The sequence below is a fragment of the Mesorhizobium sp. C416B genome (genome assembly GCF_030323165.1).
GTDB lineage: Bacteria > Pseudomonadota > Alphaproteobacteria > Rhizobiales > Rhizobiaceae > Mesorhizobium.
Genome location: NZ_CP100471.1, coordinates 4407621 through 4431136, shown reverse-complemented (window position 1 = coordinate 4431136; position 23516 = coordinate 4407621). Strand labels below are relative to the sequence as shown.

Here is a 23516-nt window from a genome sequence, read left to right as displayed (position 1 = left end):
ACATCGATTCTGATGGATTCTGATGGCCTTGCCGAATTTTTTCGAGGTCCGCAATAAACAATGACAGGGCTGCCGGCGTCTGCCAATATTTGGCTGGTGCCGTCGAACGCCTTCACTATCATGAGGCGCGAGGAGGCCGGGAGGAAACAAATGTCGGTTGGAATCCGCCACGACGATCTGCGCCGTCGCAACCGTGCCATGGTGATTTCGGCCGTGCGCCGGGCCGGCCAGCCGTCGCGGACCGAGATTGCGGCGACCACCGGCCTCAGCCACTCGACCATATCGGCAATCTCGTCTGATCTGATTCAAGAAGGCGTCCTGATTGAAGGCAAACCTGGCGAGACAGGCGCACTGAAACGCGGCCGGCCGCAGGTCGGCCTTGGCCTCAACCCGGAAGCGGCGGCGGTGATGACCGTCGTGCTGTCGCTCAATTTCCTGTCCGTCACCGTCATCGACTATGCCGGCCACGTCGTCGCCGAGGAACAGCGCCGGCTGGACACGCTGACCAAGCCGCGCGACGAGCTGATTGGCGAATGCGTAGCAATCGTCCGGCGGCGGCTTGAGGATCCCGACCTCGATGTCCAGAGCATCGCCCGCATTGCCATGGGCATCCAGGGCATCACCGATTCGCAGGCGCGCGCCATGCTGTGGTCGCCAATCACGCCACTGACCGACATTGCCTTCGCCGACATGTTGGAAGTGGAATTCGGCATTCCGGCCACCATGGAGAACGACTGCAATATGATGGCGGTGGCGCTGCAATGGCGCCAGCCCGAGCGCTACCGCGACAACTTTATCGCCATCCTCTTGTCGCACGGCATCGGCATGGGACTGGTGCTGAAAGGCGAACTGTTCACCGGCACCCATTCCTCGGGCGGCGAGTTCGGCCACATGATCCACCGTCCGGGCGGCGCGCTCTGCCGCTGCGGGCGGCGCGGCTGCGTCGAGGCCTATGCCGGAAACTACGCCATCTGGCGCAGCGCCAAAATGATGGGCGAGGATGCCGAGCCGGTCGATATCGGCGACGCTGATATGCGCGCACTCGCCGCGCGCGCCCGCGAAACCGATGGCCCGGAGCGCGAAGCCTATCGCAGGGCCGGTGAGGCGCTCGGCTTCGGCCTCGGCAGCCTGTTTGCTCTGATCGATCCGGCACCCGTCGCCATGGTCGGCGTCAGCGCCGCCGCCTTCGACCTGATCGAGCCGGCATTGCGCGAAGCGATCGCCCAGACCGCCGGCGGCCAGCACTCGAAATCGATCTCCTTCGACACCGAGCCCAACGAGCTGCCGCTGATCCGCGAAGGCTGCGCCATGCGCGCGCTCGGCTTCGTCGACCAGGAGATTTTCGCGCCGGGCATTCAGGCGAAATCCGGCAAGCATGTCGCCTGAATGGCCGGCAACGGCGCGACGCGCAGCATCCTAGTCTTCCCTAATAGCGTAGCCGGCGCCGCGAATGGTACGGATGACATCCGGCATGCGGCCGTTGTTGACGGCCTTGCGCAGCCGCCCGACATGCACGTCGACGGTTCGCTCGTCTATATAGATCGTCTCGCCCCAGACATTGTCGAGCAGTTGGCTGCGCGAGAACACGCGGCCGGGATGGCGCATCATGAATTCGAGCAGCCGGAACTCGGTCGGTCCGAGCCTGATCTCGCTCTTCTTGCGGTAGACCCGGTGCGATTCTCGATCGAGCACGATGTCGCCGACCTTGAGCACGCTCGACAGCACTTCCGGCTTGGCGCGGCGCAGCAGCGCTTTCACGCGCGCCATGAACTCCGGCGTCGAGAATGGCTTGACCAGATAGTCGTCGGCACCGGTGGACAGGCCGCGCACGCGGTCGCTTTCCTCACCGCGCGCGGTCAGCATGATGATCGGCAGCCGCTCGGTTTCGGGCCGCACTCTAAGCCGCCGGCAGAGCTCGATGCCGGAAACAGCCGGCACCATCCAGTCGAGCACCAGGAGATCGGGCACGTTTTCCTGCAGGCGGATCTCGGCCTCGTCGCCGCGTGTCACCACCTCGACCTGATAGCCTTCGGATTCGAGGTTGTAGCGGAGGAGCACGCCTAGTGGCTCCTCGTCCTCCACGACCATGATGCGTGGCGCGATCATAGGCAGTTCACCCTCATCAGGCCGGCGTGGCCATCGCCGTCTCGTCCTGCTTCGGACGATTGGCGGGCAATTGCTGGCCGGTCAGCACATAATACGCATTTTCGGCGATGTTGGTGACATGATCGCCGATGCGCTCAAGATTCTTGGCGCAGAACAAGAGATGCGTGCAGGCGGTGATGTTGCGAGGGTCTTCCATCATGTAGGTCAAGAGCTCACGAAACACGGACGTGTATTTGACGTCGATGCGCTCGTCGTCATTCCTGAGTTTTGCAAGAGCTGCCGCATCGGTGGCGGCATATTCCTCGACGACGCCTTGCACCTGGATCAGCACCAGTTGCGCCATGGCATCGATGGAGTGCGAGAGGTCGCGCGGCGTGACGCTCAAGCCCACGGTGCCGACGCGTTTGGCGATGTTCTTGGCGAGATCGCCGATGCGCTCGAGGTCGCCGGCCATGCGGATCGAGCCGACCACGGCGCGCAGATCGTTGGCCATCGGCTGGCGCTTGGCGATCAGCGTGATGGCGCGGTCGTCCAGTTCGCGCTGGCGCGCATCCATGATGGCGTCGTCGGAAACGACACGCTGTGCCAGCGCATTGTCCGAATTGAGCAGCGCCCTGGTCGAGCCGCTGACCATCGAGCCTGCCAGATCGCCCATGTCGCGGATCAGCTTGCTGATCTGCCCGAGCTCTTCATCGAAGGAGGCGACGGTATGTTCACCCATGATCTTGGTCCTCGTGCCTGAAATTCACCCGCCGGAAGGTTCAGCCGAAGCGGCCGGTAATGTAATCTTGGGTGCGCTTGTCGTCGGGGTTGGTGAACATCTTGTCGGTTGCGCCCTCCTCGACGAGATAGCCGAGATGGAACATCGCCGTGCGCTGCGACACGCGCGCCGCCTGCTGCATCGAATGGGTGACGATGACGATCGTGTAGTTCTGGCGCAGTTCGTCGATCAGCTCCTCGACACGGGCGGTGGCGATCGGATCAAGCGCCGAGCAGGGCTCATCCATCAGGATCACTTCCGGCGACACGGCGATGGCGCGCGCGATGCACAGGCGCTGCTGCTGGCCGCCGGACAGGCCGGTGCCGGGCTCCTGCAGGCGGTCCTTGACCTCGTTCCAGATCGCCGCCTTCTTCAGGCTCTGCTCGACGATCTGGTCCATGTCGGACTTGCGCTTGGCCAGCCCATGGATGCGCGGGCCGTAGGCGACGTTCTCGTAGATCGACTTCGGGAACGGATTGGGTTTCTGGAACACCATGCCGACGCGTGCGCGCAGTTCGACGACATCGATGTTCTTGTCGTAGATGTCGTCTTCATCGAGCGTGATCTTGCCGGTCACCCGCGCCGAATCGATGGTGTCGTTCATGCGGTTGAGGCAGCGCAGGAAGGTCGACTTGCCGCAGCCGGACGGGCCGATCAGCGCCGTCACCTGGTTCTGGCGGACGTCGAGATTGACGTCGAACAACGCCTGCTTCTCGCCGTAGAAGACGCCGACCTTGTCGCCGCGCATCTTGATGACTTCGTTCGACTTGGCGTTCATTTTGTCGCCCACTGCATTTTCAAGGGACTGTTCGGTCATGATGTTCATACCAAATTGCCTTTTTTCTACCAGCGCCGCTCGAACCGGCGCCGAAGCACGATCGCGGTGATGTTCATGGCCATGAGGAAGACGAGCAGGATGATGATGGCGCCGGACATGCGCTCGACAAAAGCGCGCTCAGCCTCGTTTGCCCACATATAGATCTGCACCGGCAGCGCGGTCGCCGGATCGAAAGGCGTCGTCGGATAATCGGCGACGAAAGCGACCATGCCGATCAAGAGCAGCGGTGCTGTCTCGCCGAGCGCACGCGCCAGGCCGATGATGGTGCCGGTAAGGATGCCCGGAGCGGCAAGCGGCAGGATGTGGTGGAACACCATCTGCATCTTGGAGGCGCCGAGGCCGAGCGCCGCCGAGCGGATCGACGGCGGCACCGCGGCAAGGGCGGCGCGCGTGGCGATGATGATGGTCGGCAGCGTCATCAGCGTCAGCACCAGGCCGCCGACGAAGGAAGCCGAGCGCGGCATGCCGAGGAAGTTGATGAACACGGCAAGGCCGAGCAGGCCGAAGACGATCGACGGCACCGCCGCGAGATTGTTGATGTTGACCTCGATCAGGTCGGTGAAGCGGTTCTTCTTGGCGAATTCCTCGAGATAGATCGAGGCGGCGACGCCGATCGGCAGCGCCAGCAACAGCACGATCACCATCATGTAGAACGAGCCGATGATCGCCACGCCCATGCCCGACGTTTCGGGCCGGCTGGAGGCGCCATAGGTGAACAGGCCGGTGTTGAAATGCTCGGCCATCACGCCGTCGGCTTTAAGCTTGTTCATCCAGTCGATCTGCTGGTTGGACACCTTGCGGCGCGCTTCATCGACGCCGAGGTCGATCTGACCCTTGAAGGCCGAGTCGAGGTTCGCGGCAGCCAGGATGTCGACGTCACGCGTCCTGCCGATCACCGACGGATCGGCGGAGACGATGTCGCGCAGCTGGACGCGGGCGCCTTCCGACAGGAAGCCCTTGAGCTTCAGCATCATCGGCTTGTTGGCCGGATCGATGCCGAGCTTGGCCACCAGCGCGTTTTCGGCGAGCTTGGGATAGTTCGCCTTGATCAGCACGGTAGGGTCGGTGGCGCGCTTGCCGGAGGGATCGATCACCTTCTCGTCGAAGGTCACCGGCAGCGTCACGGTCGTCTGCCAGAAGGCGGTGTAGCCTTTCGAGACGATGGTGATCAGCATGATGGCCAGGAACGCCAGGCCCACCGAGATCGCAATCACGCCATAGATGCGGAACCGGCGTTCGGCGGCATAGCGCGCCTTCAGCCCGATGTCGCGGCGCGGACGCGCGACGGCACCCGCCATCGTGTCCAGGGGGATGTCGGTCATTCGTACTGCTCCCGGTACTTGCGCACGATGTAGAGGGCGACGATGTTCATCACCAGCGTCAGCGCGAACAGCGTCAGGCCGAGCGCGAAGGCGACCAGCGTCTGCGGTGAGTTGAACTCGAGATCGCCGGTCAGCTGGTTGACAATCTTGACGGTGATGGTCGTCATCGCCTCGAACGGATTGGCCGTCAGATTGGCGGCGACGCCCGCCGCCAGCACGACGATCATCGTCTCGCCGATGGCGCGCGACGCCGTCAACAGGATGGCGCCGACGATGCCGGGCAGTGCCGCCGGCAGGATCACCCGCTTGATCGTCTCGGAGCGCGTGGCACCGAGGCCGAGCGAGCCGTCACGCATTGCGCGCGGCACCGCGGTGATGATGTCGTCGGACAAAGAGGACACGACCGGGATCAGCATGACGCCCATCACCAGGCCGGCGGTGAAGATGCTCTGGCCCTGGATGAAGGGAGAGCCGCCGGTGAGGGCTGCCGAGAGGTCGCGCAGGAACGGTCCGAGCGTGACCACGGCGAAGATGCCGTAGACGATGGTCGGGATGCCGGCCAGCAGTTCAAGCGCGGGCTTGACCACCGACCGGACGCTGCGCGAGGCGTATTCGGACATGTAGACCGCCGACATCAGCCCGACCGGCACTGCGACCAGAAGCGCAACGGCGGCGATGTAGAGCGTGCCGGCCAGTAGCGGGATCAGGCCGAACTGACCCTGGCTGCCGCCGGAACCGGCGGCGGCGAAACGCGGATCCCACACCGTTCCGAAGAAGAAGCTCATCGGCGACACGCTCTCGAAGAAGGTGATGGTCTGGAACAGCATCGACAGCACGATGCCGACCGTGGTCAGGATGGCGATGGTCGAGGCCGCAAGCAGCCCCCACAGCATCAGCTTCTCGACGTTGTTGCGCGCCCTGGCGCGCGGCGCGATCTGCCTCAGCGCATAGAAGGCGCCGGCGACCGACAGCGCGAAGGTCAGCACGGCGCTGAACAGGCCGAGCCGGTCCTGGACCTGGTTCGCCTCGACCGCGATCGGAATCATATAGTCCTGGGTGTCGCTGGCCAGTGCCACGCCCTTGGCGGCGAGCAGCGGCTGCAATTCGGCGAAAGTAGCGGGAAGTGCGGTATCGCCATCGAGCCGGCGCAGGCCCTTGGCCAGGCTCTTCACCAGGCTGGCGTCGAGCGCTTCGCTGGCCACCTTTGTGTCGGCGGTGCGCTCGGGCAAAGCGGCATGGATATGCCGGTCGAGATAGAAGGAAGAGCCGATATCCCAGACGGCGAGCAAAAGGACGGCAGGCAGGACCGCGATCAGAAAGGCCCACCAGCCATGATAATGCGCGCGCGAATGCGGCTTGACCTTGCCGGTATCCTGCGCCGCGGCGCGCTGGCGGCCGATCACAAAAGCGACCACGCCTATGGCAATGACTATGGCGAGTACGAGCAAGGACGACATCACCCACCCCAGGGAAAATTCAGATCGCCGCCGCCGTTGCGGCAAGCGGCGAAATCAGGGCGCGGATTTGGTCCGCGCCCTGATCCGGTCGGTTGATTACATTGTCTTTCCGGCGGCGAAGGCGTCGCGCTGGCCCTGACGTTCGGCGTCGGGAGCGGAAACCAGGCCGTACTGGGCGAGCGGGCTTTCCGGGCCGATCATCTGGTCATCAAGGAAGAACTCGACATATTCCTTGAGGCCGGGAACGACGCCCAGATGCGCCTTCTTGACGTAGAAGAACAACGGCCGCGACACGGGGTACGTGCCATCGGCGATGGTCTGCGTCGAAGGCACGATGCCTTCCACGGTAGCGACCTTCAGCTTGTCGGCATTGTTCTCGTAGAAGGCGAGGCCGAACACGCCAACGCCGGTCTTGTTGGAGTCGATGCGGGCCAGCGTCTCGGTGTAGTCGCCATCGATGTCGACAGCCTTGCCGTCCTTGCGGATGGCGATGCAGGTCTTGCCGATTTCCTTGTCGTCGGCGATGCCGGCAGCCTTCAAAGCGGCCTTGTCGCAGCCGGCGTCGAGCAGCTTGGTCTCGAACACTTCACGGGTGCCGTGCTTCTCACCCGGGATATAGGCGGCGATATCCCAGTCGGGCAGCTTCGGATTGACCTGGTTCCACTTGGTGTTCGGGTTGTCGACCAGCTTGCCGTCGACCACCAGCTTGGCGGCGAGCGCCTTGTAGATGTCGGCGGGAACCAGCGCCCAGTCCGGACCCTTGATGTCGGTGGCAAAGACGATGCCGTCATAGCCGATGCGGACTTCCTGGACGTCCTTGACGCCGGCGTCGGCGCAGGACTTCAGCTCGTCCTTCTTGATCGGGCGCGAGGAGTTGGCGATGTCGATCGTGTCTTCGCCGACGCCCTTGCAGAACTCCTTGATGCCGGCGCCGCTGCCGCCGGACTCGACCACCGGGGTCTTGAAGTTGGTGAAGGTTTCGCCGAACTGCTCGGCGACGATCTTGGCGTAAGGCAGCACGGTCGACGAACCGGCGACCTGGATCTGGTCACGCGCAGCGGCGACACCGGACGATGCGGCGAACGCTACCGCCACGGCCGATGCCGTAACGAGGAATTTCTTCATGTGGCCTGCTCCTGTTCGGAAGATGGTCTCTTGGCGCCCTCTTCAAACCGGCGCCCGCTGAGGCCAATAGCCTTCGATTATTACAGTCGCATGACAGTTTCGTGTCAGCCCGGTAACGTCGCACAGACGCCTCGTGAGCCGCAGCCTTTAAGCCGGTTTGTGGGGATGGAAGTTGCCGCTGGAATCAGACGCTTGCGCGATTCGTGCTGGCATCAAGTCCCGGCAGATCGCAGGCCGCGATGCCGAGAAAGAAAAATCGGACGGGAGCGCGTTGCCCGTGGCCAGAGCGAATTTTGGCCGAGCCATCGCCAAAAACAGGTCCGTTGGGGTAGATTCGACGCTGTTTCTTGTCGGCGGTCGCTTGCTCCCGCCCGTAACTGAATGAGCGGTTTCGTTGCGACCATTGTCCTGACTGGGCGCCAGCTTTGATATGGTGCGATCGCACCATAGCCTTGGCTGTTGCGGCGCGGCCGAATCCCGGCCGGCGCCGCAGGTTGCTATCCAGCGTCTCGTTGGGCTTCGCCTGATATGCCGACCCAGCGCTCGACCTTTTCGAGCAGCGCCCTGGGGCTGATCGGCTTGGGCAGATAGTCGTCCATGCCGGCTTCCAGGCAGCGCTCACGGTCGCCCTTCAAGGCATGCGCGGTGACGCCGACGATCGGGATATGCATACCCGTATGTTCTTCCAGCCGGCGAATTGCGGCGGTGGCCTCGAGCCCGTTCATCTCCGGCATCGAGACGTCCATCAGGATCATGCGCGGATTAAGCCGGCCGAAGGCATCAAGCGCCTTGCGGCCGTTGCCGACGATTTCGAAACTGTAGCCGGTTTCGCCGATTATCTGGGTGAACACCATCTGGTTCACTTCATTGTCCTCCGCAACGAGGATGTCGAGCCGACGTTCATCCCCGGCGGCCCGGGCGCGGGCACGAACCGGCGGCGGTTGCAGCAGGGCGCGTTCCGAGGCAGCGAGCGGCGGCTTTGCCGGCGACGGTTCGTTCCTGCCGCCGCCGGAACCGCTGCTTGCCGCCGGCAGCACACGGCCGTCTGTGATATTGTGATGGTGCCGCTGGATGGTGGCGACCAGCGTTTCCAGAAGCACCGAGGAACGCGCCGGCTTGATTAGCTGGGCGTCGATGCCGAGATCGCGATAGCTGGTGTTGGCGAGCGACTGGTCGACCGAAGTCAGCATGATGATCGGCGTGTCGGCCAGCCCTGCGGTGCTGCGCACGACGCGCGCCATCTCGGCGCCGCTCATCCCCGGCATCTGATAATCGAGCACGACGCAATCGACCGGCACGCCGTAGGCAGCCGCGGCGACCAGCACCTTGAGCCCTTCGGGTCCGCTTTCGGCGGCGCAGGAATCGAAGGTCCATGACGCCATCTGCTCGCTCAGGATCGATCGGTTGACGGCATTGTCGTCGACGATCAGCACCCGTGAGCCGGTCACGTCGACCGGCATGATCCGCCGTCCGGTCTGTTCCTCGGCCCTGGGCAATGTCACGGTGAACCAGAAGGTCGAGCCCTTGCCTTCGGCGCTCTCGACACCGATCTCGCCGCCCATCAACTCGACCAGCCGCGAGGTGATGGCGAGCCCGAGCCCCGTGCCTTCGTGGCGTCTGGTCGACGAGGTGTCGGCCTGACTGAATTTTTCGAAGACGAGCTTCAGTTTCTGCTGCGGAATGCCGATGCCGGTGTCGGTGACCGAAACGGTAAGCTTTGTCCCCGTCGGCCCCCTTTGTCCGGTCACGTCGACCAGCACGTGGCCTTCGTCGGTAAACTTCACCGCGTTGCCGACCAGATTGGTGACGATCTGCCTCATGCGACCGACATCGCCGACGAACAGGCTTTCCAGGCCCGGCTCGACGCGCACGATGAGCTCGAGGTCCTTCTCCTTGGCGCGCGTCGATATCAGCGTCGCCACATCCTCGATCGCTTCGGGCAGGTTGAAGGGCGCAGGGTCGAGCACCAGCTGTCCGGCATCGATCTTGGAGAAGTCCAGTATGTCGTTGATGATGGTCAAGAGCGCGTTACCCGATTTGACGATGATGTCGGTGAACGTCTTCTGCTTGGGATCGAGGTCGGATTTGGCCAGCAACTCGGCCATGCCGAGTACGCCGTTCATCGGCGTGCGGATCTCGTGGCTCATATTGGCCAGGAATTCCGACTTGGCGCGGTCGGCCAGTACGGCGCGCTGGCGCGCCTCGCGCAGTTCGGCCTCGCGCAGCTTCAGTTCGGTGATGTCGGTGGTCGACCCAATCAGATAGAGCGAACCATCGGACGCGATCATCGCGCCCTTGCGGGCGAACTGGTGGCGCACGCTGCCGTCGGCAAGCGTCACCGTTTCCTCGATCTCCTGTGTATCGCCTGTGCGCAGCACGGCGAGATCGCTGTTGACGAAGGCTTCGCCGTCCTCGCCGAAAATCTCGATGTCCGTCTTGCCGATCGCGTCTTCCCTGCGGAGGCCGGTGAGGTCGCACCAGCCCTTGTTGACGTAGAACTGCCTGAGGTCGGAGCGCTTGGCGTAGATCGACACCGGCACGTTGTCGATGAGATTGCGGAACACCTCGTTCTCGCGCATGCTCTCTTCCAACGCCTGCTCGCGCGCCTTGACGTCGGTGATGTCGGTGCTGGACCCGACCAGGTGCACCGACCCATCGAGCGCCACCAGCCGGCTCTTGCGCGTCATCAATTGCCGCACCGTGCCGTCGCGATGGGTAACGGGCTCCTCGATCTCGCGGCCGCGGCCGGTGACGACGACCTGGGTGTCGTCATGGGTGTAGGTTTCGGCGTCGTCTATGCCGAAAAGCTGGAGATCGGTTCGGCCGATGACCTCCTCCTTGGGGATGCCGGTCAGCGCGCACCAGGCCTTGTTGACGAATTCCATGCTCAGATCCTGCGCCTTGATGAAGGCGGCGACCGGCAGTTCGTCCATGACGTGGCGGAACAGGTCGATCTGGCGCATGCTTTCCTGCAGCGCCTTTTCGCGGCTCTTGATCTCCGAGATGTCGACGCGCACGCCGATGAAGGTGCCGTCCTCGGTGCGCATATCGTAGACCTGATACCAGCGGCCGTCGGGATTGCTCCGTTCGTAGGAGGAGTTCGGCAGGCGGTAGCGGGCGAGAATGGCATCCAGCCAGATGTCTCGATCGCCGTCATAGAGCTTGTCGGTCTCCGGATCGCCACTGAAGCGGAAATATCCCACGGAATGTCCAAGTTCCAACGCCTCGCGGAAGGTGCGGCCGGGCTGCCATGCCGGTTTCAGCGCCGGCAGCGTGTCCTGCAGCTTGCGATTGGCAAAGATGAACTTGTCGTCGCGGTCATAGATGATGACGGCCGCCGGCAGCGACTCCAGCACCGTGGCGAGGTTCTTGCGCGCGTCCTCGGCCTCGGTCTCGCGGCGCTTCATGTCGGAAATGTCGAACAGGAAACCGGCGACATAGTTGCGGCCACTGGGCATGCCGACGCGGTTCTTGCGCACGATGCGCGAGCGGCTGGCGCCCTCGGCGTCGAAAGTCTCCTCGACCTCGTAGGGCGTGCCGGTCGCCAGCACGGCGCGTTCGCTGTCTTCGAATTGCGCGGCGTCCTTTTGCTTGAGGAAGTCGCCGCCGGGCCTGCCCAGCATCGCTTGCGGGCTCTGTCCGAACAGTGCCGAAAACGCCTCATTGACGAAGACGAAACGCAGATTGTCGTCCTTTACGAAGATCGGGTCCTTGACGCCGTTGATCACCGCCTCGGCCAGCCGCGATTTCTCCAGCGCTTGGGCGAGTTCAGCCTCGCGATCCTTCATGTTGGTGACGTCGACATAGGAGATCAGCCTTTTGCCGCCGGCGAGCGGCGCCAGCGAGGCAATCAGCGTACGGCCGTCATTGCGTGGCAGTTGCCTGGAGCCCACCAGGCCGGCCGAGATTTCTGCTTCGCGCTCGGCGATGTGGTCCTGCCATTCCGCATCGTCAGCACCGTACGGGTCCATATCGCGGCTGGCCTGCATCAGTTCGCGGAAGCCGCAGCCGATGCCGGCGCGCCGGGGATCGATTTCCCAGAAATCATAGAAGGCGCGGTTGATCACCTCCGCGCGCATGTCGGCATCGAGGACGAGCACGCCGATCGGCATCTGGTCGACCATCGTGCGAAGATTGGCGAAGGTCTCGGTGATCTTGGCGTTGGCACTCTCGATCTCGGCGTCGCGACGCTTGAGCTCGGAGACGTCGTAGTAGGTCAACAGCCGCTTGCCGCCGGACAACGCCGTCACGGAGAACATCATCGTCCTGCCATTGGCATGGAGAAATTCGCGTGGCGCAACCGAGCCGGCGCTGATCTCCTCGATGCGGGTGGCGAGGTAGTGCTGCCACTGCTGTCCATCGAGATCGCCGTAGATGCCGTTGCGGCGGTTGAGTTCCATCAACAGGCTGAACGGCGCGCCGACCGTGACGGCGCCGTCGGGGATCCTGGAGAGCTCGCGATAGGCCTTGTTGACGATGAGCGTGTCGAACTTCGCGTCAAGCACCACGACGCCCATATGCATGGCATCCATTGTCCGCTCGAGATCGGCGAGGTGCTGCGTAGCCTCGCCGGCCGGCGGATCGCTCTCGTCCTGCCGCAGTTCGTCCAGCGCACCGGCCAGTGCCGTGACGTTGCGGCCGATGCCGCGATAGCCGATGAATTCGCCTTCGCCGTCGAACCGCGGGGAACCGGTGATCGAAACCCAGCGGCAGCCGGGACGGCCGCCCTTCAACTCATAAACAAAGTCGCGAAACGGCCGATGCGCCTGCAGATCCTCCAGATGCGCGGCGGCGTGTCGATTGCCGTGCACCATCTGCTTGAGGAAATCGAAGCGGAAACGGCCAAGAATGCTGGCGGGATCGATGCCGGTGGCGGCCTGGTAGTTCTCCGAAAGCCAGGAAAAGCGCAGCTCGGCGTCGGTCTCCCAGACCCAGTCGGCGCCGGCCCCGACCAGTTCGCGCAGCGCTTCGGGCGAACCCCCGACGGACGTATCCTCGCCGTTCACCACCCCTTTTAGGGAACCGCGTCCGCCACGTGTTCCAACAGTCCCGTCAGCCATCCCGTTCCCACCCCGAAAGCCAAGGCCGAACCCCCTCAGCGGTTCGCCGGCGGAATGTGCCCGAGAAGCATTAATGATCCGCTAACCATAACCAATCCAGACTGCGGCCAGAGCCACATTGCCCTGCGGTATTCCGCCGGTTGTCGGCGGAACCCCGGCCGGGCTATAAGTCAGCGGGGGTGTTGCTGATGACCGGTTGGATCGTGCCTTGTTTCCTGTGCCTGGCGCTGCTTGCGGGCAGCGGCTGCGCACGCAGCTATGACGGCACGGTGGTGATCCCGAAGCCGCTCGATATCAGGCGGGTCTGGGATCGCGATCCGTCGCAGACTGAGGCCAGCCAGATGCAGGCGGCAGCCGGTGTGTTTCCGACGCCACCGCCGCAGGAGCCCTACCGGCCCGCGGCACGCAGGCACACGACACAAATAGCTGCGCCAAGGCGGCACGTCAGGTCCAGCCCGCCCAGCATGGCTTCCGAACCGGCCAATCCGCTCACCTGCAAGAATGTCAGCGAACCCGGCAAACGCTACAGGATGGTTTGCGAATAGCTGATACTAGAGCAATTCCAGGAAAAGTGTGAAACGGTTTTCCGTCCGGAATTGCGTAAAACAAAGACATAGAGCGGTTCGCCGTTTCGGTGAAACGGTGAAACGCTCTAGGCGCAGGTTACTCCGCCGGGAAGAAAGCCGGCCCGACCACCCTGACCGGCCGCGAGCCGGCCAATGGCTCGACCGACTGTCGCTGGGCGGCGCCCCTGGCCTCTGCAGCGTCTGCGCCAGGCTGGAGAAGTTGCGCCACGGTGCCAAGATCCGGCTTCGCTGACGGCAAAGGAATGATCGCGTTGGCCATATTGGCTGGCGTCACCGTGCGCGCTCTCAGCTCGGCAACGCGCCGGTGATAGCGCTTGAGGTCGCAGGCCCTGAAGTTCGCATCATTGCGATATTTGAAGGCCGTCGGCAGGTCCTTGTAGGATGTGCGCGTATCGAGCGCGACCATCTCTTCGGTTTCAAGGCTTGGGTCACTGAGCGTGTATAGGTCGACGCCGGCATCGTCGCAGATGTAGCGGCACTGATCGACCATCTCCTTGGCATCGCCGCCTTGCACGAACTGCGATTTCGGCGCCGGGAAGAAATAGCCGTCCGAGAGACGAACGCAAAACAGCATCGAATTGCTGCCGATCATGGCGCCAGCCGGACGCTGTCTTTGTTGCCCGGCGGCGGGCGTGCAGCCGAGCGCGACGAGCCTGGCCTGCAGTCCGGACGCATCCCGGCGCGAAATCGCGGCGCCGGCGATCTGGCGTTGCACCTGTGTGCGGCTTTTGGCGAGGTCGGCGCAAGCATTGAAGAAGCCCCCCACCGCACTTTGCGCCGTGCACCGGCGTTGCCTCTCCAGCCCCTGGATCGCCGCAAGCTGGCGACGTAGCTGCGCAAGCTCGGAGCTGATCCCGCCGCTGGGGCCGGACGGTGCCAGCTGGCTCCTGAGCGCGGCGCATGGATCGGCAAGGGAAGCCGAAATGCCGAGGACGCTTGCCGCTACCGACACCAGTGCAAAGGTCACGACAAGCCACAAATGCATCATCGGCGACACCTGGTCCTTGTACCCCTGTGGAGCCGATCGCCGGCCCAGCCGATTGAGCCTCAATGCGTGAGGCAAGTCTAATTGAAGAGACGCAAGAACCGCCAGGTATTTTATGCCGAGTGTATTATGCCGGTTCCTGTAAATTCGCTATTACACTTTTGTTTCAAGATTGAGACGTAGCCAGGCTCCGGCGAGCCCAGGCCGCCGCAATCATCGATCCCGCGTTATCGGCCCTTGCGGATGAAACCTTTCTCCGGTGTCTCGCGTTGTGTCGGGCAAAGGAGACCGAAGATGTCTATTCACTTCACTGTCTCTGGCCTGACCAGGAACCTGTTCCACTCGCTGGGGCTGGACCATGAGCGGGCGCCGAGAGCGCTCGATCCCGAACAGAGCCTGTTGCTGGAATGCTATCTCGCCGGACAGATTCCGGAATCCGCCTGGGCCGACTACGTCTTCGAGGCGCCGGAACTGCAGCGGCATGTGGATATCAGGCGCCCGCACAACTGATCAGAGCAATTCCAGGAAAAGTGCGAGCGGTTTCCGTCCGGAATTGCGTCAAGACAACGAGAGAGGGGGTCGCCGTTTCTGTGAAACGGTGAAACGCTCGCCCGCTCGCCTACTGCTTGGGCGAAGCGAATTGCAAGTTGAAGACATTGCCCGCGACGCCTTGCGCCAGCGTCGGCGAGAAGCTCAACGGCAAGCACTTTTGCAGAGCAGTGGTTGCGGCGTCGACGAACGACTTCCTGGTATCCGCATCGCCATCGACCTTGATCGCCGTCGGCCGCGGCGGACCAATCAGCGTGCCGTCGCGCTTGAAGCTGAAGCTCAAGGTGACGCTGGCATTTCCAACACCCGCCGGCGGCGTCCAGCACGCCTGGATGGCATCGCCGACCTCCGCCATCGTGTCGAGCGGCGCGGCATTGCACGGGTAGCCTCCGGCCAACACAACACCGGCAATCGCAAACACTCTCGCTACGCCCTTCATCGCAAAGCTCCTCGTGTGTCGTCCGCCGACCATGATGGTAGGGTCGAAGCAGACGATGGCAATATGCCTGATGTCTTACAGCATGAGACGCGCCTGATGGCGCATCGGCGAAAAGCAAAAGGCCGGCATTGCGCCGACCTTTCCCTTCACCCTTGCGCCAGTACATCCGTGGTCGCGCGGTGCCTTCAATAGACAGCGTTCTGGTTAATGAATCCTTAGCTACGCGCTGGCCTGCGACTTCACATAGGCGATGTAGCCGCGCACGTCGCCGGCCGGCTCGGCATAGGCCTTACCGAGTTTCTTCTCCATCGCCGCGACATACTCCTTGGCCCATTTTGGTAGCGCATAGTCGATGACGGCCAGGAACTCCAGCGTCGATGCCAGGCGTATGTCGGCGATCGACGGGTGCTTGCCGCCGATGAACGGCTTGCCGTCCCTGAAGAAGGAGTGAAACACCTCCAGCGGCTCGGCAATCGCCGCCATGGCGGCCTTCTGCGCCTCGGACTTCTTCTCCGGATGAGCGTCGCTATGGCCGACCTCGCCGGCATAGTGCGGGAAACCCAGCGCCGGATAGGTGGCGCGCGCCACATACGGGTAGAGCGTGCCGATCAGGTAGAACATGGCGCTGTCGACCATCGCCCGCTTGGCCGGCGCCTTGGGATAGAATTTCTCCAGTCCGTGCTTGTTGGCGAGATACTGCATGATGGCACAGCTCTCCCAGAGCACGCCGCGCGGCAGCCCCTTGTCCTCGATCATCGGCGTCAGATGCGCCGGATTGCGCGCCATATATTCGGGCGAGCGCGTGTGGCCCCAAGCGTCGGTCTCGGCGGCGTCGAACCCAGCCGCACGGGCAAACACCCGGACGGTCATGTTGTTGACGCTCGGCTTCAGCATCGAGAGCTTCAGCGCCGGTTTTTTCGCCGCCTTGACCTTCGGCGCGGATTTCTTGGCAGCCGGCTTTGTCGCGGCTTTCGCGGCCGGTTTTGCGGCTGCCTTCGGCGCGGCCTTTACGGCCGCTTTTGCCGCCGGCTTCGCAGCCGCTTTCGCCGCAGGCTTGGCCGCTGATTTCCCAGCGCTCTTGATCACTGTCTTTGCCATTATGGTCCTCCCCCTTTGCTGGCCGTCAGTATGGATTCTTCGGCGTCCGGTCGTCCGACAAGGTCGCGCGCGACCGTTCGACCAGCGTCTGGATCGCGTCGGCAAGGTGCACTTCGGCGATGTTGTAGTCGCCGCGCGCAACGCGCAGCTTGTGCGCCTGCATCAAGACGTCGGCGTGGGTGAAGCCGGCCGGCGGCTCGAAGCGGTAGGACGCCAGCTCGATCAAAAGGCCGAGCGGATCCTCGAAATAGATCGAATCCATGAAGCCGCGGTCCTTGACGCCGCTGTGCTTGATGGCGCGCTCGTCGAGCCGGGCGACCGCCTGCAGGAAGGTCACGCGCGACACCGAGAACGCAATATGATGGACGCAGCCCGGTTCGGTGGGCGTGCGCCGCTTGACAGGCGTGCGGCTCTCGTCGGTGAAGACGGTGATCAGCCTGCCGTCGCCGGGATCGAAATAAAGATGGCTTTCGCTTGGCTTGTCGAGATTGGGTTGCTCGAAAATGAACGGCATGCCGAGCACGCCCTCCCAGAAATCGATCGAGGTCTGGCGGCCGGCGCCGACGAGCGTGATGTGATGGACGCCCTGCGACTGCAGTTTCTGCATCGGTCTCCTCCTCGCCGACCCTCGCCTATGTTCCCCGGCGTCTTGCGCGCCGCAAAGAGCCCTTTGGCTAGGCTTCGTACAGTGATGCTAGTGCAATTGGCAGCGCCGCGCCAGAAGCTCGCGGAGACTGCCGGCGCTGGATGGTGAAAGAGGCTTAAGGTTGCATGACCTGAGGCTACGCAACGGCTCTGAGTTCGGCCTCCGCCAGGGTACCCAGGCCCGCGCATTCGGCACATGCCATGGTCTGCCCGGGACAGCCGGCCCGATGCGTGCCTTGCGGGCAGCAATGCCCTTTCGACTCACGCCATTTCAAGCAATCGAAAACCTGCCCGCTGCCGTGACAGCACGGGCATATCATTTTTGCCGAATTCATGCCTGCTATGCCCAACCAAATCCGCGTTGCCGCAGATGCTATCCCCGCACCGCAAGTAACAGAGATCGCTACGCTTTCAAGCGTCGCGGCCTGACTTAAATTGGGTGTATTCGGGTGCGCGGACTTGCCGAATTTCGCTGATGCCGCCGACCCTCGCGGTCACACGCGATCCGCGCGGCTGCTGCCCGAAATTTTCGATGATGCGGAAGGAAAGTCGTTGCTTGGTACGCCCAAGGGGAATCGAACCCCTGTTCCCGCCGTGAGAGGGCGGTGTCCTGACCGCTAGACGATGGGCGCGTTCAAGAACCGGCGATATAGGCTGACGGTTTGGAAAAAGCAACTGGCTTCGAACGGCCGGACCGCTTCTGTGCAATGTCGGTTCGTGGACCTAGCGTTTCGGCTCGATCAGGTCCCACAGATTGCCATAGAGGTCGGCGAAAACCGCCACGGTGCCGTAAGGCTCATGGCGTGGCGTTTCGTGGAACTCGACGCCGTTCTCCAGCATCGTCGCATGGTCCGTGGCAAAATCATCGGTTTCGAGAAACAAAACCACGCGGCCTCCGGTCTGGTCGCCGACGCGGCTCTTCTGCACATCGTCCAACGCCTCCGCCAGAAGCAGCCGGGGCCCTTGCCCGACCGCCGGCGTTACCGTCACCCAGCGCTTGCCGTCGCCGAGCTCGATGTCGTCGCAGAGGACAAAGCCAAGCTTGCCGACATACCAGGCGATCGCCTCGTCATAGTCGGCGACGACGAGCGTGATGGTTGCGATGCGGCGATGTTCGGCAAACCCGGTCATTGTTTCGGCCCGGCTATTTGTTGCGGATGGCGAAGCGGCCGATGATACGGCGCTCGGCGATGTCGTAGACAAAGATGGTGCGGCTGCCGTCGCTGAGCTCGGCGTCGATCGAAATGCGATTGCCCGACAGAGCCTGGCTAATCACCTTGGCTCCGACCGGGAGCACTATGTCGGCCGCGAGCGGCTCGCCGGGCGGAACTGGAATGTCGTTGGCGAGCGGCGGGTTCGCGGGCGGCGCCCTGCGCGATTTGTAGACAATGGCCGCGATCACCACCATAAGGGCCAGCAAAAGCAGGCCGAGATTGATGGCCATGAAGCGGATGAGCCTGCCGCGCACCTTTTCGATCTCGGGATCGAGCGGCTTTTCTTCTTCATCGGCAACGGGCCGGGCCATGGCAGAACTTTCCGGAACTTTTTCGATGAGCGCTCATAACGAAGAGACCCCTGAATTGATAGAGGCTGTACAATTCATAGAGGCGGCGCCGACCGTGCTCGAAGCCGGCGCGGAAGCGGCCGGCCAGCGCCTCGACCAATGGCTGGCGAGCGCCCTCGGGCCTGACATGTCGCGCAGCCGGGTGCAGATGCTGATCCGGCAAGGTGCCGTTTCGATCGACGGCAAGCCGGTCGACGAGACCAAGCGCAAGATGAGTGCCGGCGAGCGCGTATCGGTCGTCAGGCCCGAGCCGGAACCGGCCGAACCGCAAGGCGAGGCCATCGCGCTCGACGTGCTTTATGAGGACGACGAGTTGATCGTCATCAACAAGCCGGCCGGCCTCGTCGTCCATCCCGGCGCCGGCAACTGGACCGGCACGCTGGTCAATGCCCTGATCCACCACTGCGGCGACAGTCTCTCAGGCATTGGCGGCGTCAGGCGGCCGGGCATCGTCCATCGGCTGGACAAGGAAACCAGCGGCGTCATGGTGGTGGCCAAGACCGACCGCGCCCACAAGGCGCTGTCGGAGGCCTTTGCCGACCACGGCCGCACCGGCGACCTCGAACGTGCTTATCTGGCGCTGGTCTGGGGAATCCCGTCGCGGCCGACCGGAACGGTCGACGCGCCGCTTGGCCGTGCCGCCGACCGCGTGCGCCGCGCCGTCGTGCCGGAAGGCCGTGACGACGCCCGCCACGCCGTCACGCATTTCACCGTCAAGGAGCGTTTCGGCGAAAACCAGCAGCCGTTCGCCGCCGCCAGCCTGGTCGAATGCCGGCTGGAAACCGGCCGCACCCACCAGATCCGCGTCCACATGGCTCATATCGGCCACCCCGTCATCGGCGACCCGGATTACGGCCAGGCCTTCCGCACCAAGGCCAACCGGCTGCCCGAGCCGCTGAAAACCCAGGTCAAGGCATTTTCCAGGCAAGCTTTGCATGCCTGGCTCCTTGCATTTCGGCACCCGGCTACCCATTTATCGATGAGGTTCGAGGCGCCGATACCGGGGGACATGGAGGAACTCGTCGGCGGCTTCCGCAAGCTCTGAACCCGAGCAATTCCAGGAAAAGTGTGAAACGGTTTTCCGTCCGGAATTGCGTCTAAACGAGCCAGCTAAAACCTGAGCGGCATTGTTCACTTCAGCGTGACACACTGTTTCGTGTTGAACAAATGCCTGTCTTTTCTGGTTTTGTTCCTATATGAATCAGTTGTCGCGGGCGAGCCTTTTGGTGCTCGCGTCACATGCCCGCCGCGTTTCGGGGGCATCACTCCAATAGAGAGGGGGCGCAATCATGGCCCAGTCACTACCCAGTATTGTTTCCGGCGAAGGCGGCCTCAGCCGCTACCTGGAAGAAATCCGCCGCTTTCCGATGCTTCAGCCGCAGGAAGAGTACATGCTCGCCAAGCGCTACGCCGAGCATGAAGACACTTCCGCTGCGCACAAGCTCGTCACCAGCCATCTTCGGCTTGTTGCCAAGATCGCCATGGGCTATCGCGGCTACGGCCTGCCGATCGGCGAAGTGATCTCGGAAGGCAATGTCGGCCTGATGCAGGCCGTCAAGAAATTCGAACCCGAGCGTGGCTTCCGCCTCGCGACCTACGCCATGTGGTGGATCAAGGCCTCGATCCAGGAGTACATCCTGCGCTCGTGGAGCCTGGTCAAGATGGGCACGACCGCCAATCAGAAGCGCCTGTTCTTCAACCTGCGCAAGGTGAAGGGCAAGATCCAGGCGCTGGACGATGGCGACCTCAAGCCCGACCAGATCACCGAGATCGCCACCAGGCTGAACGTGTCGGAAGCCGAAGTCGTGTCGATGAACCGCCGCCTGTCGGGCGACGCGTCGCTGAACGCGCCGATCCGCGCCAGCGAGGGTGAATCCGGCGAATGGCAGGACTGGCTGGTCGATGACCACGAAAGCCAGGAAGACATGCTGATCGAGCAGGACGAGCTGGAAAACCGCCGCGGCATGCTGTCGGGCGCTCTGGCCGTGCTCAACGATCGTGAGCGGCGCATCTTCGAGGCCCGCCGCCTCGCCGAGGAGCCACTGACGCTGGAAGAGCTGTCTTCCGAGTTCGACATCAGCCGCGAGCGCGTGCGCCAGATCGAGGTGCGCGCCTTCGAGAAGGTGCAGGACGCGGTCAAGGCCGCCGCCAAGCGCCAGATGCAGGCGCTGCGCACGATCGAGGCGCAGCCGGCGGCGTAAAGCCGGGTTCGGCTAAGGAACAGAAGGCGGCGTCGGGAAACCGGCGCCGCCTTTTTTATGTCTTACGCTTACGCTGGCGATTGGCGAAAGCATTCTTGACATCCAATCTCCCCCCTTGCGGGGGAGATCGGCAGCTTCGCCAACTGCCCTCTCAAAGCCCATCAAGCGGAAACTTCAGATACCGCCTCCCATTGGCCTCCGGTTCCGGCAGCCGTCCACCATTCATGTTGACCTGCAGCGCATGCAGGATCAGCCGCGGCATCGGCAGTGTCTTGTCGCGCGCTTCGCGCAAGGCGACGAACTCGGCTTCGCTGCGCGCCGCAACGAGGTGGATATTCTTTGCCCTCTGCTCGGCGACCGTGCTCTCCCAGCACGGCTCGCGCCCGCCGGCCTGATAGTCGTGGCCGACGAACACGCGCGTATCGTCCGGCAGCGCCAGAATGCCCTCAATCGAATGCCACAGCCGCGCGGCACTGCCGCCGGGAAAGTCCGTCCTTGCCGAGCCGCTGTCGGGCATGAACAGCGTGTCGTGGACGAAGGCTGCGTCGCCAATGACATAGGTGATCGAGGCGAGCGTGTGGCCGGGCGAGAACAGCACCTTGACCGGCAGGTTGCCGATCATGAACGTTTCGCCTTCCCCAAACAGCCGGTCCCACTGCGAGCCGTCTGCGGGGAAATCCGGCCAGTTGTAGATCGCCTTCCACAGCGCCTGGACTTCGACGATCCTGTCGCCGATCGCCGTCGGCGCGCCGGTCTTTTCCCGGAGATAGTGCGCCGCCGAGAAATGATCGGCATGCGGATGGGTGTCCAGAATCCACTCGAGCTCCAGCCCGTTTTCGCGGATAAAATCCAGCAAGGCGTCGGCATTCTTCGTCGCCGTCGCGCCGGATTTTTCGTCGAAGTCGAGGATCGGGTCGATGACGGCGCAGCGTCTCGTCACCGGGTCGGTGACGACATACTGGATGGCGCCGGTCGGCTTGTCGTAGAAGCCGGCGACCTCAGGTTTGGCCGAAGCGATGTCCAATGTCCGGCCCCCCTGCCCCTTGCCCGACAGGAACCGTTTTCTCCGTCGGGTTGAACAACAGCATGGTCATCTGGCAAAGCGCGCCGGTCAAGCACGCCTTGCCAGAAATAGGACTGAAGCCCGAAATAGCTCCGACGGAGAAAACCTAGGCTGACGGCTGCTTGGTCTTCCTGAGATAGGGCAGGATCGTCTCGAAAGCGCCAAAACGCTTGACCGCATCTTCGTTCGAAACCGCGGCGGTGATGATCACATCCTCGCCCTGCTTCCAGTTGGCCGGCGTCGCCACCTGGTGCTTGGCGGTCAGCTGCATGGAATCGACCGCGCGCAGGATCTCGTCGAAGTTGCGGCCCGTCGTCATCGGGTAGGTCAGCACCAGCTTGATCTTCTTGTCCGGCCCGATGACATAGACCGAGCGCACCGTGGCGTTGTCGGCCGGCGTGCGGCCTTCCGACGTCTCGCCGGCGCCCGCCGGCAGCATGTCATAAAGCTTGGCCACCTTGAGGTCCTTGTCGCCGATCAGCGGGTAATTCACCGTCTGGCCGGTCGCCGTCTTGATGTCGGCCTGCCACTTGTCGTGGCTCGCAACGGGATCGACGGAAATGCCGATGACCTTGACGTTGCGCTTCTTGAACTCGCCTTCGAGCCCCGCCATCGTGCCCAGCTCGGTGGTGCAGACCGGGGTGAAATTCTTCGGATGGCTGAACAGGATCGCCCAGCCGTCGCCGATCCAGTCATGAAACTTGATCGGCCCTTGCGTGGTATCGGCGGTGAAGTCAGGCGCGATGTCGTTGATACGAAGGCTCATGGCATTATTTCCCCAGCAACAGATTTCGTCAGGAGCGGCCGTGGACGGCGTCAACGCTCCGGCATTCCCGCATCTTAGCGCAAAAATCGCGGCTGCAGGACAATAGGAAACTATTATTGGCGACGGAACGAGCACTTTCGTTCTACGGACCGACGTTGGGCCGACAATCTTTCGTTTGTGCGGGGAAGGCTCAGGCCTTGTTGACCGCCAGCGACGTGGCCAGGTCTTCCATGCGCTGGGCGAGCGCGCCGAGCGCGCTGGTCAGCACGGTGTCGTTCTTGTCGGCCTTGGTCAGCGCTTCGTCGCGCGTCTTGCGCAGCGTCTGCACTTCGGTCTCCATGCCCTTGACCCGCTTCTGCAGCTCCGAAAGCTCGTCCATCACCATGATACCGGCCATCACCGTCAGCCGCTGGTCGCCGATCTCGCCGAACGAATCCTTCAGATGCGAGACATAACGGTCGAACCGCTCGGCGAGGTCGATCAGGTGCTCCTCCTGACCCTCGTCGCAAGCCATGCGATACTGCTTGCCGTCGATGGAAACCGTGACCTGTGCCATGGCCTGCAGCTCCTACCTGTCCAGCACCGCGCGGATGGTTTCCATGGCGGTCACCAAGCGGCGCGACACTTCCTTGTTGGCATCTTCCAGCCGTTCGGCGCGGGCTTCGGAATTGTCGAGTTCCTGCGCCAGCCGTGAACGGTCGGCGTTCATGCGCTGCACCTCAGCCTCGGCTTCGGAATAGTCGCGCTCGTGCTCGAGCTTGGCCGCGACGGCGTTTTCCAGCCCCTCGATGGCCTTGCCCAGCCTGTGGATGACTTCCTTGAGTGTGGTTTCGCCGGTCATGGCCTTCGTCCTGTGCCCTGCCCATCACCGAATCGCTTCGCGTTCAGAACGCGTTAACAAGGAAACATTAGGCACCGGGTGAAGGCAACGTCAACAAAGCTCTCGCGACT

Annotated in this window: 22 protein-coding genes and 1 tRNA gene; 5 read left to right on the top strand and 18 right to left on the bottom strand. The window is 63.1% G+C overall.

Going from position 1 to position 23516, the window contains the following annotated elements; all coding sequences use genetic code 11:
* Positions 1-150 precede the first annotated feature (150 nt).
* On the top strand, positions 151-1386 hold the full coding sequence (locus NLY43_RS21635) for an ROK family protein (RefSeq protein ID WP_023706295.1): 1236 nt from the start codon (positions 151-153) through the stop codon (positions 1384-1386).
* 30 nt (positions 1387-1416) lie between these two features.
* Here NLY43_RS21635 and phoB read toward each other — a convergent pair whose 3' ends face one another.
* The 7 genes from phoB to NLY43_RS21600 form a co-directional block, all read right to left on the bottom strand.
* Complete coding sequence (phoB, locus tag NLY43_RS21630) at positions 1417-2106, bottom strand: phosphate regulon transcriptional regulator PhoB (protein WP_023822590.1); 690 nt, start codon at positions 2104-2106, stop codon at positions 1417-1419.
* 16 nt (positions 2107-2122) lie between these two features.
* Positions 2123-2827 (bottom strand): phosphate signaling complex protein PhoU, encoded by a 705-nt coding sequence (phoU, locus tag NLY43_RS21625; protein ID WP_023670109.1) that lies wholly within the window; start codon positions 2825-2827, stop codon positions 2123-2125.
* A 40-nt stretch (positions 2828-2867) separates the two neighbouring features.
* Positions 2868-3692 carry a phosphate ABC transporter ATP-binding protein PstB gene (pstB, locus tag NLY43_RS21620; protein WP_023670110.1) on the bottom strand — a complete coding sequence of 275 codons (825 nt, stop codon included), beginning with the start codon at positions 3690-3692 and terminating at the stop codon, positions 2868-2870.
* 17 nt (positions 3693-3709) lie between these two features.
* Positions 3710-5026: a phosphate ABC transporter permease PstA gene (pstA, locus tag NLY43_RS21615; RefSeq protein ID WP_023683971.1), complete on the bottom strand. Its 1317-nt coding sequence runs from the start codon at positions 5024-5026 to the stop codon at positions 3710-3712.
* The gene (gene pstC, locus NLY43_RS21610) at positions 5023-6483 is read right to left on the bottom strand and encodes a phosphate ABC transporter permease subunit PstC (RefSeq protein ID WP_023701343.1); all 1461 of its coding nucleotides are present in this window, start codon (positions 6481-6483) and stop codon (positions 5023-5025) included. The genes pstA and pstC overlap by 4 nt, the downstream gene beginning before the upstream one ends.
* Before the next feature lie 96 nt (positions 6484-6579).
* Positions 6580-7608 carry a substrate-binding domain-containing protein gene (locus NLY43_RS21605; RefSeq protein WP_023670113.1) on the bottom strand — a complete coding sequence of 343 codons (1029 nt, stop codon included), beginning with the start codon at positions 7606-7608 and terminating at the stop codon, positions 6580-6582.
* Between the two features lie 497 nt (positions 7609-8105).
* Positions 8106-12668: a PAS domain-containing hybrid sensor histidine kinase/response regulator gene (locus NLY43_RS21600; protein WP_198025491.1), complete on the bottom strand. Its 4563-nt coding sequence runs from the start codon at positions 12666-12668 to the stop codon at positions 8106-8108.
* 188 nt (positions 12669-12856) lie between these two features.
* Between NLY43_RS21600 and NLY43_RS21595 the strand changes: the two genes are divergently transcribed.
* Positions 12857-13213 (top strand): hypothetical protein, encoded by a 357-nt coding sequence (locus NLY43_RS21595; protein WP_023696429.1) that lies wholly within the window; start codon positions 12857-12859, stop codon positions 13211-13213.
* A 118-nt stretch (positions 13214-13331) separates the two neighbouring features.
* Here NLY43_RS21595 and NLY43_RS21590 read toward each other — a convergent pair whose 3' ends face one another.
* Positions 13332-14243, bottom strand: a complete 912-nt coding sequence (locus NLY43_RS21590) for a DUF2865 domain-containing protein (protein WP_023711669.1) — start codon at positions 14241-14243, stop codon at positions 13332-13334.
* 291 nt (positions 14244-14534) lie between these two features.
* Between NLY43_RS21590 and NLY43_RS21585 the strand changes: the two genes are divergently transcribed.
* Positions 14535-14750, top strand: a complete 216-nt coding sequence (locus NLY43_RS21585; protein ID WP_023670117.1) for a hypothetical protein — start codon at positions 14535-14537, stop codon at positions 14748-14750.
* Positions 14751-14859: 109 nt separating this feature from the next.
* Here NLY43_RS21585 and tolA read toward each other — a convergent pair whose 3' ends face one another.
* The 6 genes from tolA to NLY43_RS21555 all read right to left on the bottom strand — a co-directional run bounded on the left by tolA (position 14860) and on the right by NLY43_RS21555 (position 18496).
* On the bottom strand, positions 14860-15228 hold the full coding sequence (gene tolA / locus NLY43_RS21580) for a cell envelope integrity protein TolA (RefSeq protein ID WP_023711668.1): 369 nt from the start codon (positions 15226-15228) through the stop codon (positions 14860-14862).
* Positions 15229-15447: 219 nt separating this feature from the next.
* Entirely contained in the window at positions 15448-16326 is an 879-nt protein-coding gene (locus tag NLY43_RS21575; protein ID WP_023711667.1) for a glutathione S-transferase family protein, read from the bottom strand.
* Positions 16327-16351: 25 nt separating this feature from the next.
* Positions 16352-16933: a VOC family protein gene (locus NLY43_RS21570; RefSeq protein WP_023711666.1), complete on the bottom strand. Its 582-nt coding sequence runs from the start codon at positions 16931-16933 to the stop codon at positions 16352-16354.
* Positions 16934-17528: 595 nt separating this feature from the next.
* Positions 17529-17603 (bottom strand) — tRNA-Glu (locus tag NLY43_RS21565).
* Positions 17604-17694: 91 nt separating this feature from the next.
* A complete protein-coding gene (locus NLY43_RS21560) occupies positions 17695-18102 on the bottom strand; it encodes a VOC family protein (RefSeq protein WP_023670121.1) in 408 nt (135 codons plus the stop codon).
* Positions 18103-18115: 13 nt separating this feature from the next.
* Complete coding sequence (locus NLY43_RS21555; RefSeq protein WP_023670122.1) at positions 18116-18496, bottom strand: hypothetical protein; 381 nt, start codon at positions 18494-18496, stop codon at positions 18116-18118.
* 25 nt (positions 18497-18521) lie between these two features.
* Here NLY43_RS21555 and NLY43_RS21550 point away from each other — a divergent pair, with 25 nt between their 5' ends.
* Complete coding sequence (locus NLY43_RS21550) at positions 18522-19580, top strand: RluA family pseudouridine synthase (RefSeq protein WP_023711665.1); 1059 nt, start codon at positions 18522-18524, stop codon at positions 19578-19580.
* A 244-nt stretch (positions 19581-19824) separates the two neighbouring features.
* Positions 19825-20736: an RNA polymerase sigma factor RpoH gene (gene rpoH / locus NLY43_RS21545; protein ID WP_023670124.1), complete on the top strand. Its 912-nt coding sequence runs from the start codon at positions 19825-19827 to the stop codon at positions 20734-20736.
* A 151-nt stretch (positions 20737-20887) separates the two neighbouring features.
* On the opposite strand, the gene NLY43_RS21540 is transcribed toward rpoH, so the two are convergent.
* The 4 genes from NLY43_RS21540 to NLY43_RS21525 all read right to left on the bottom strand — a co-directional run bounded on the left by NLY43_RS21540 (position 20888) and on the right by NLY43_RS21525 (position 23406).
* On the bottom strand, positions 20888-21760 hold the full coding sequence (locus NLY43_RS21540; RefSeq protein WP_023711664.1) for an MBL fold metallo-hydrolase: 873 nt from the start codon (positions 21758-21760) through the stop codon (positions 20888-20890).
* A 145-nt stretch (positions 21761-21905) separates the two neighbouring features.
* On the bottom strand, positions 21906-22565 hold the full coding sequence (locus NLY43_RS21535) for a peroxiredoxin (RefSeq protein ID WP_023711663.1): 660 nt from the start codon (positions 22563-22565) through the stop codon (positions 21906-21908).
* 190 nt (positions 22566-22755) lie between these two features.
* Positions 22756-23121 (bottom strand): cell division protein ZapA, encoded by a 366-nt coding sequence (locus tag NLY43_RS21530; RefSeq protein WP_023670127.1) that lies wholly within the window; start codon positions 23119-23121, stop codon positions 22756-22758.
* 12 nt (positions 23122-23133) lie between these two features.
* A complete protein-coding gene (locus NLY43_RS21525) occupies positions 23134-23406 on the bottom strand; it encodes a DUF4164 domain-containing protein (protein ID WP_023670128.1) in 273 nt (90 codons plus the stop codon).
* Between the last annotated feature and the right edge of the window lie 110 nt (positions 23407-23516).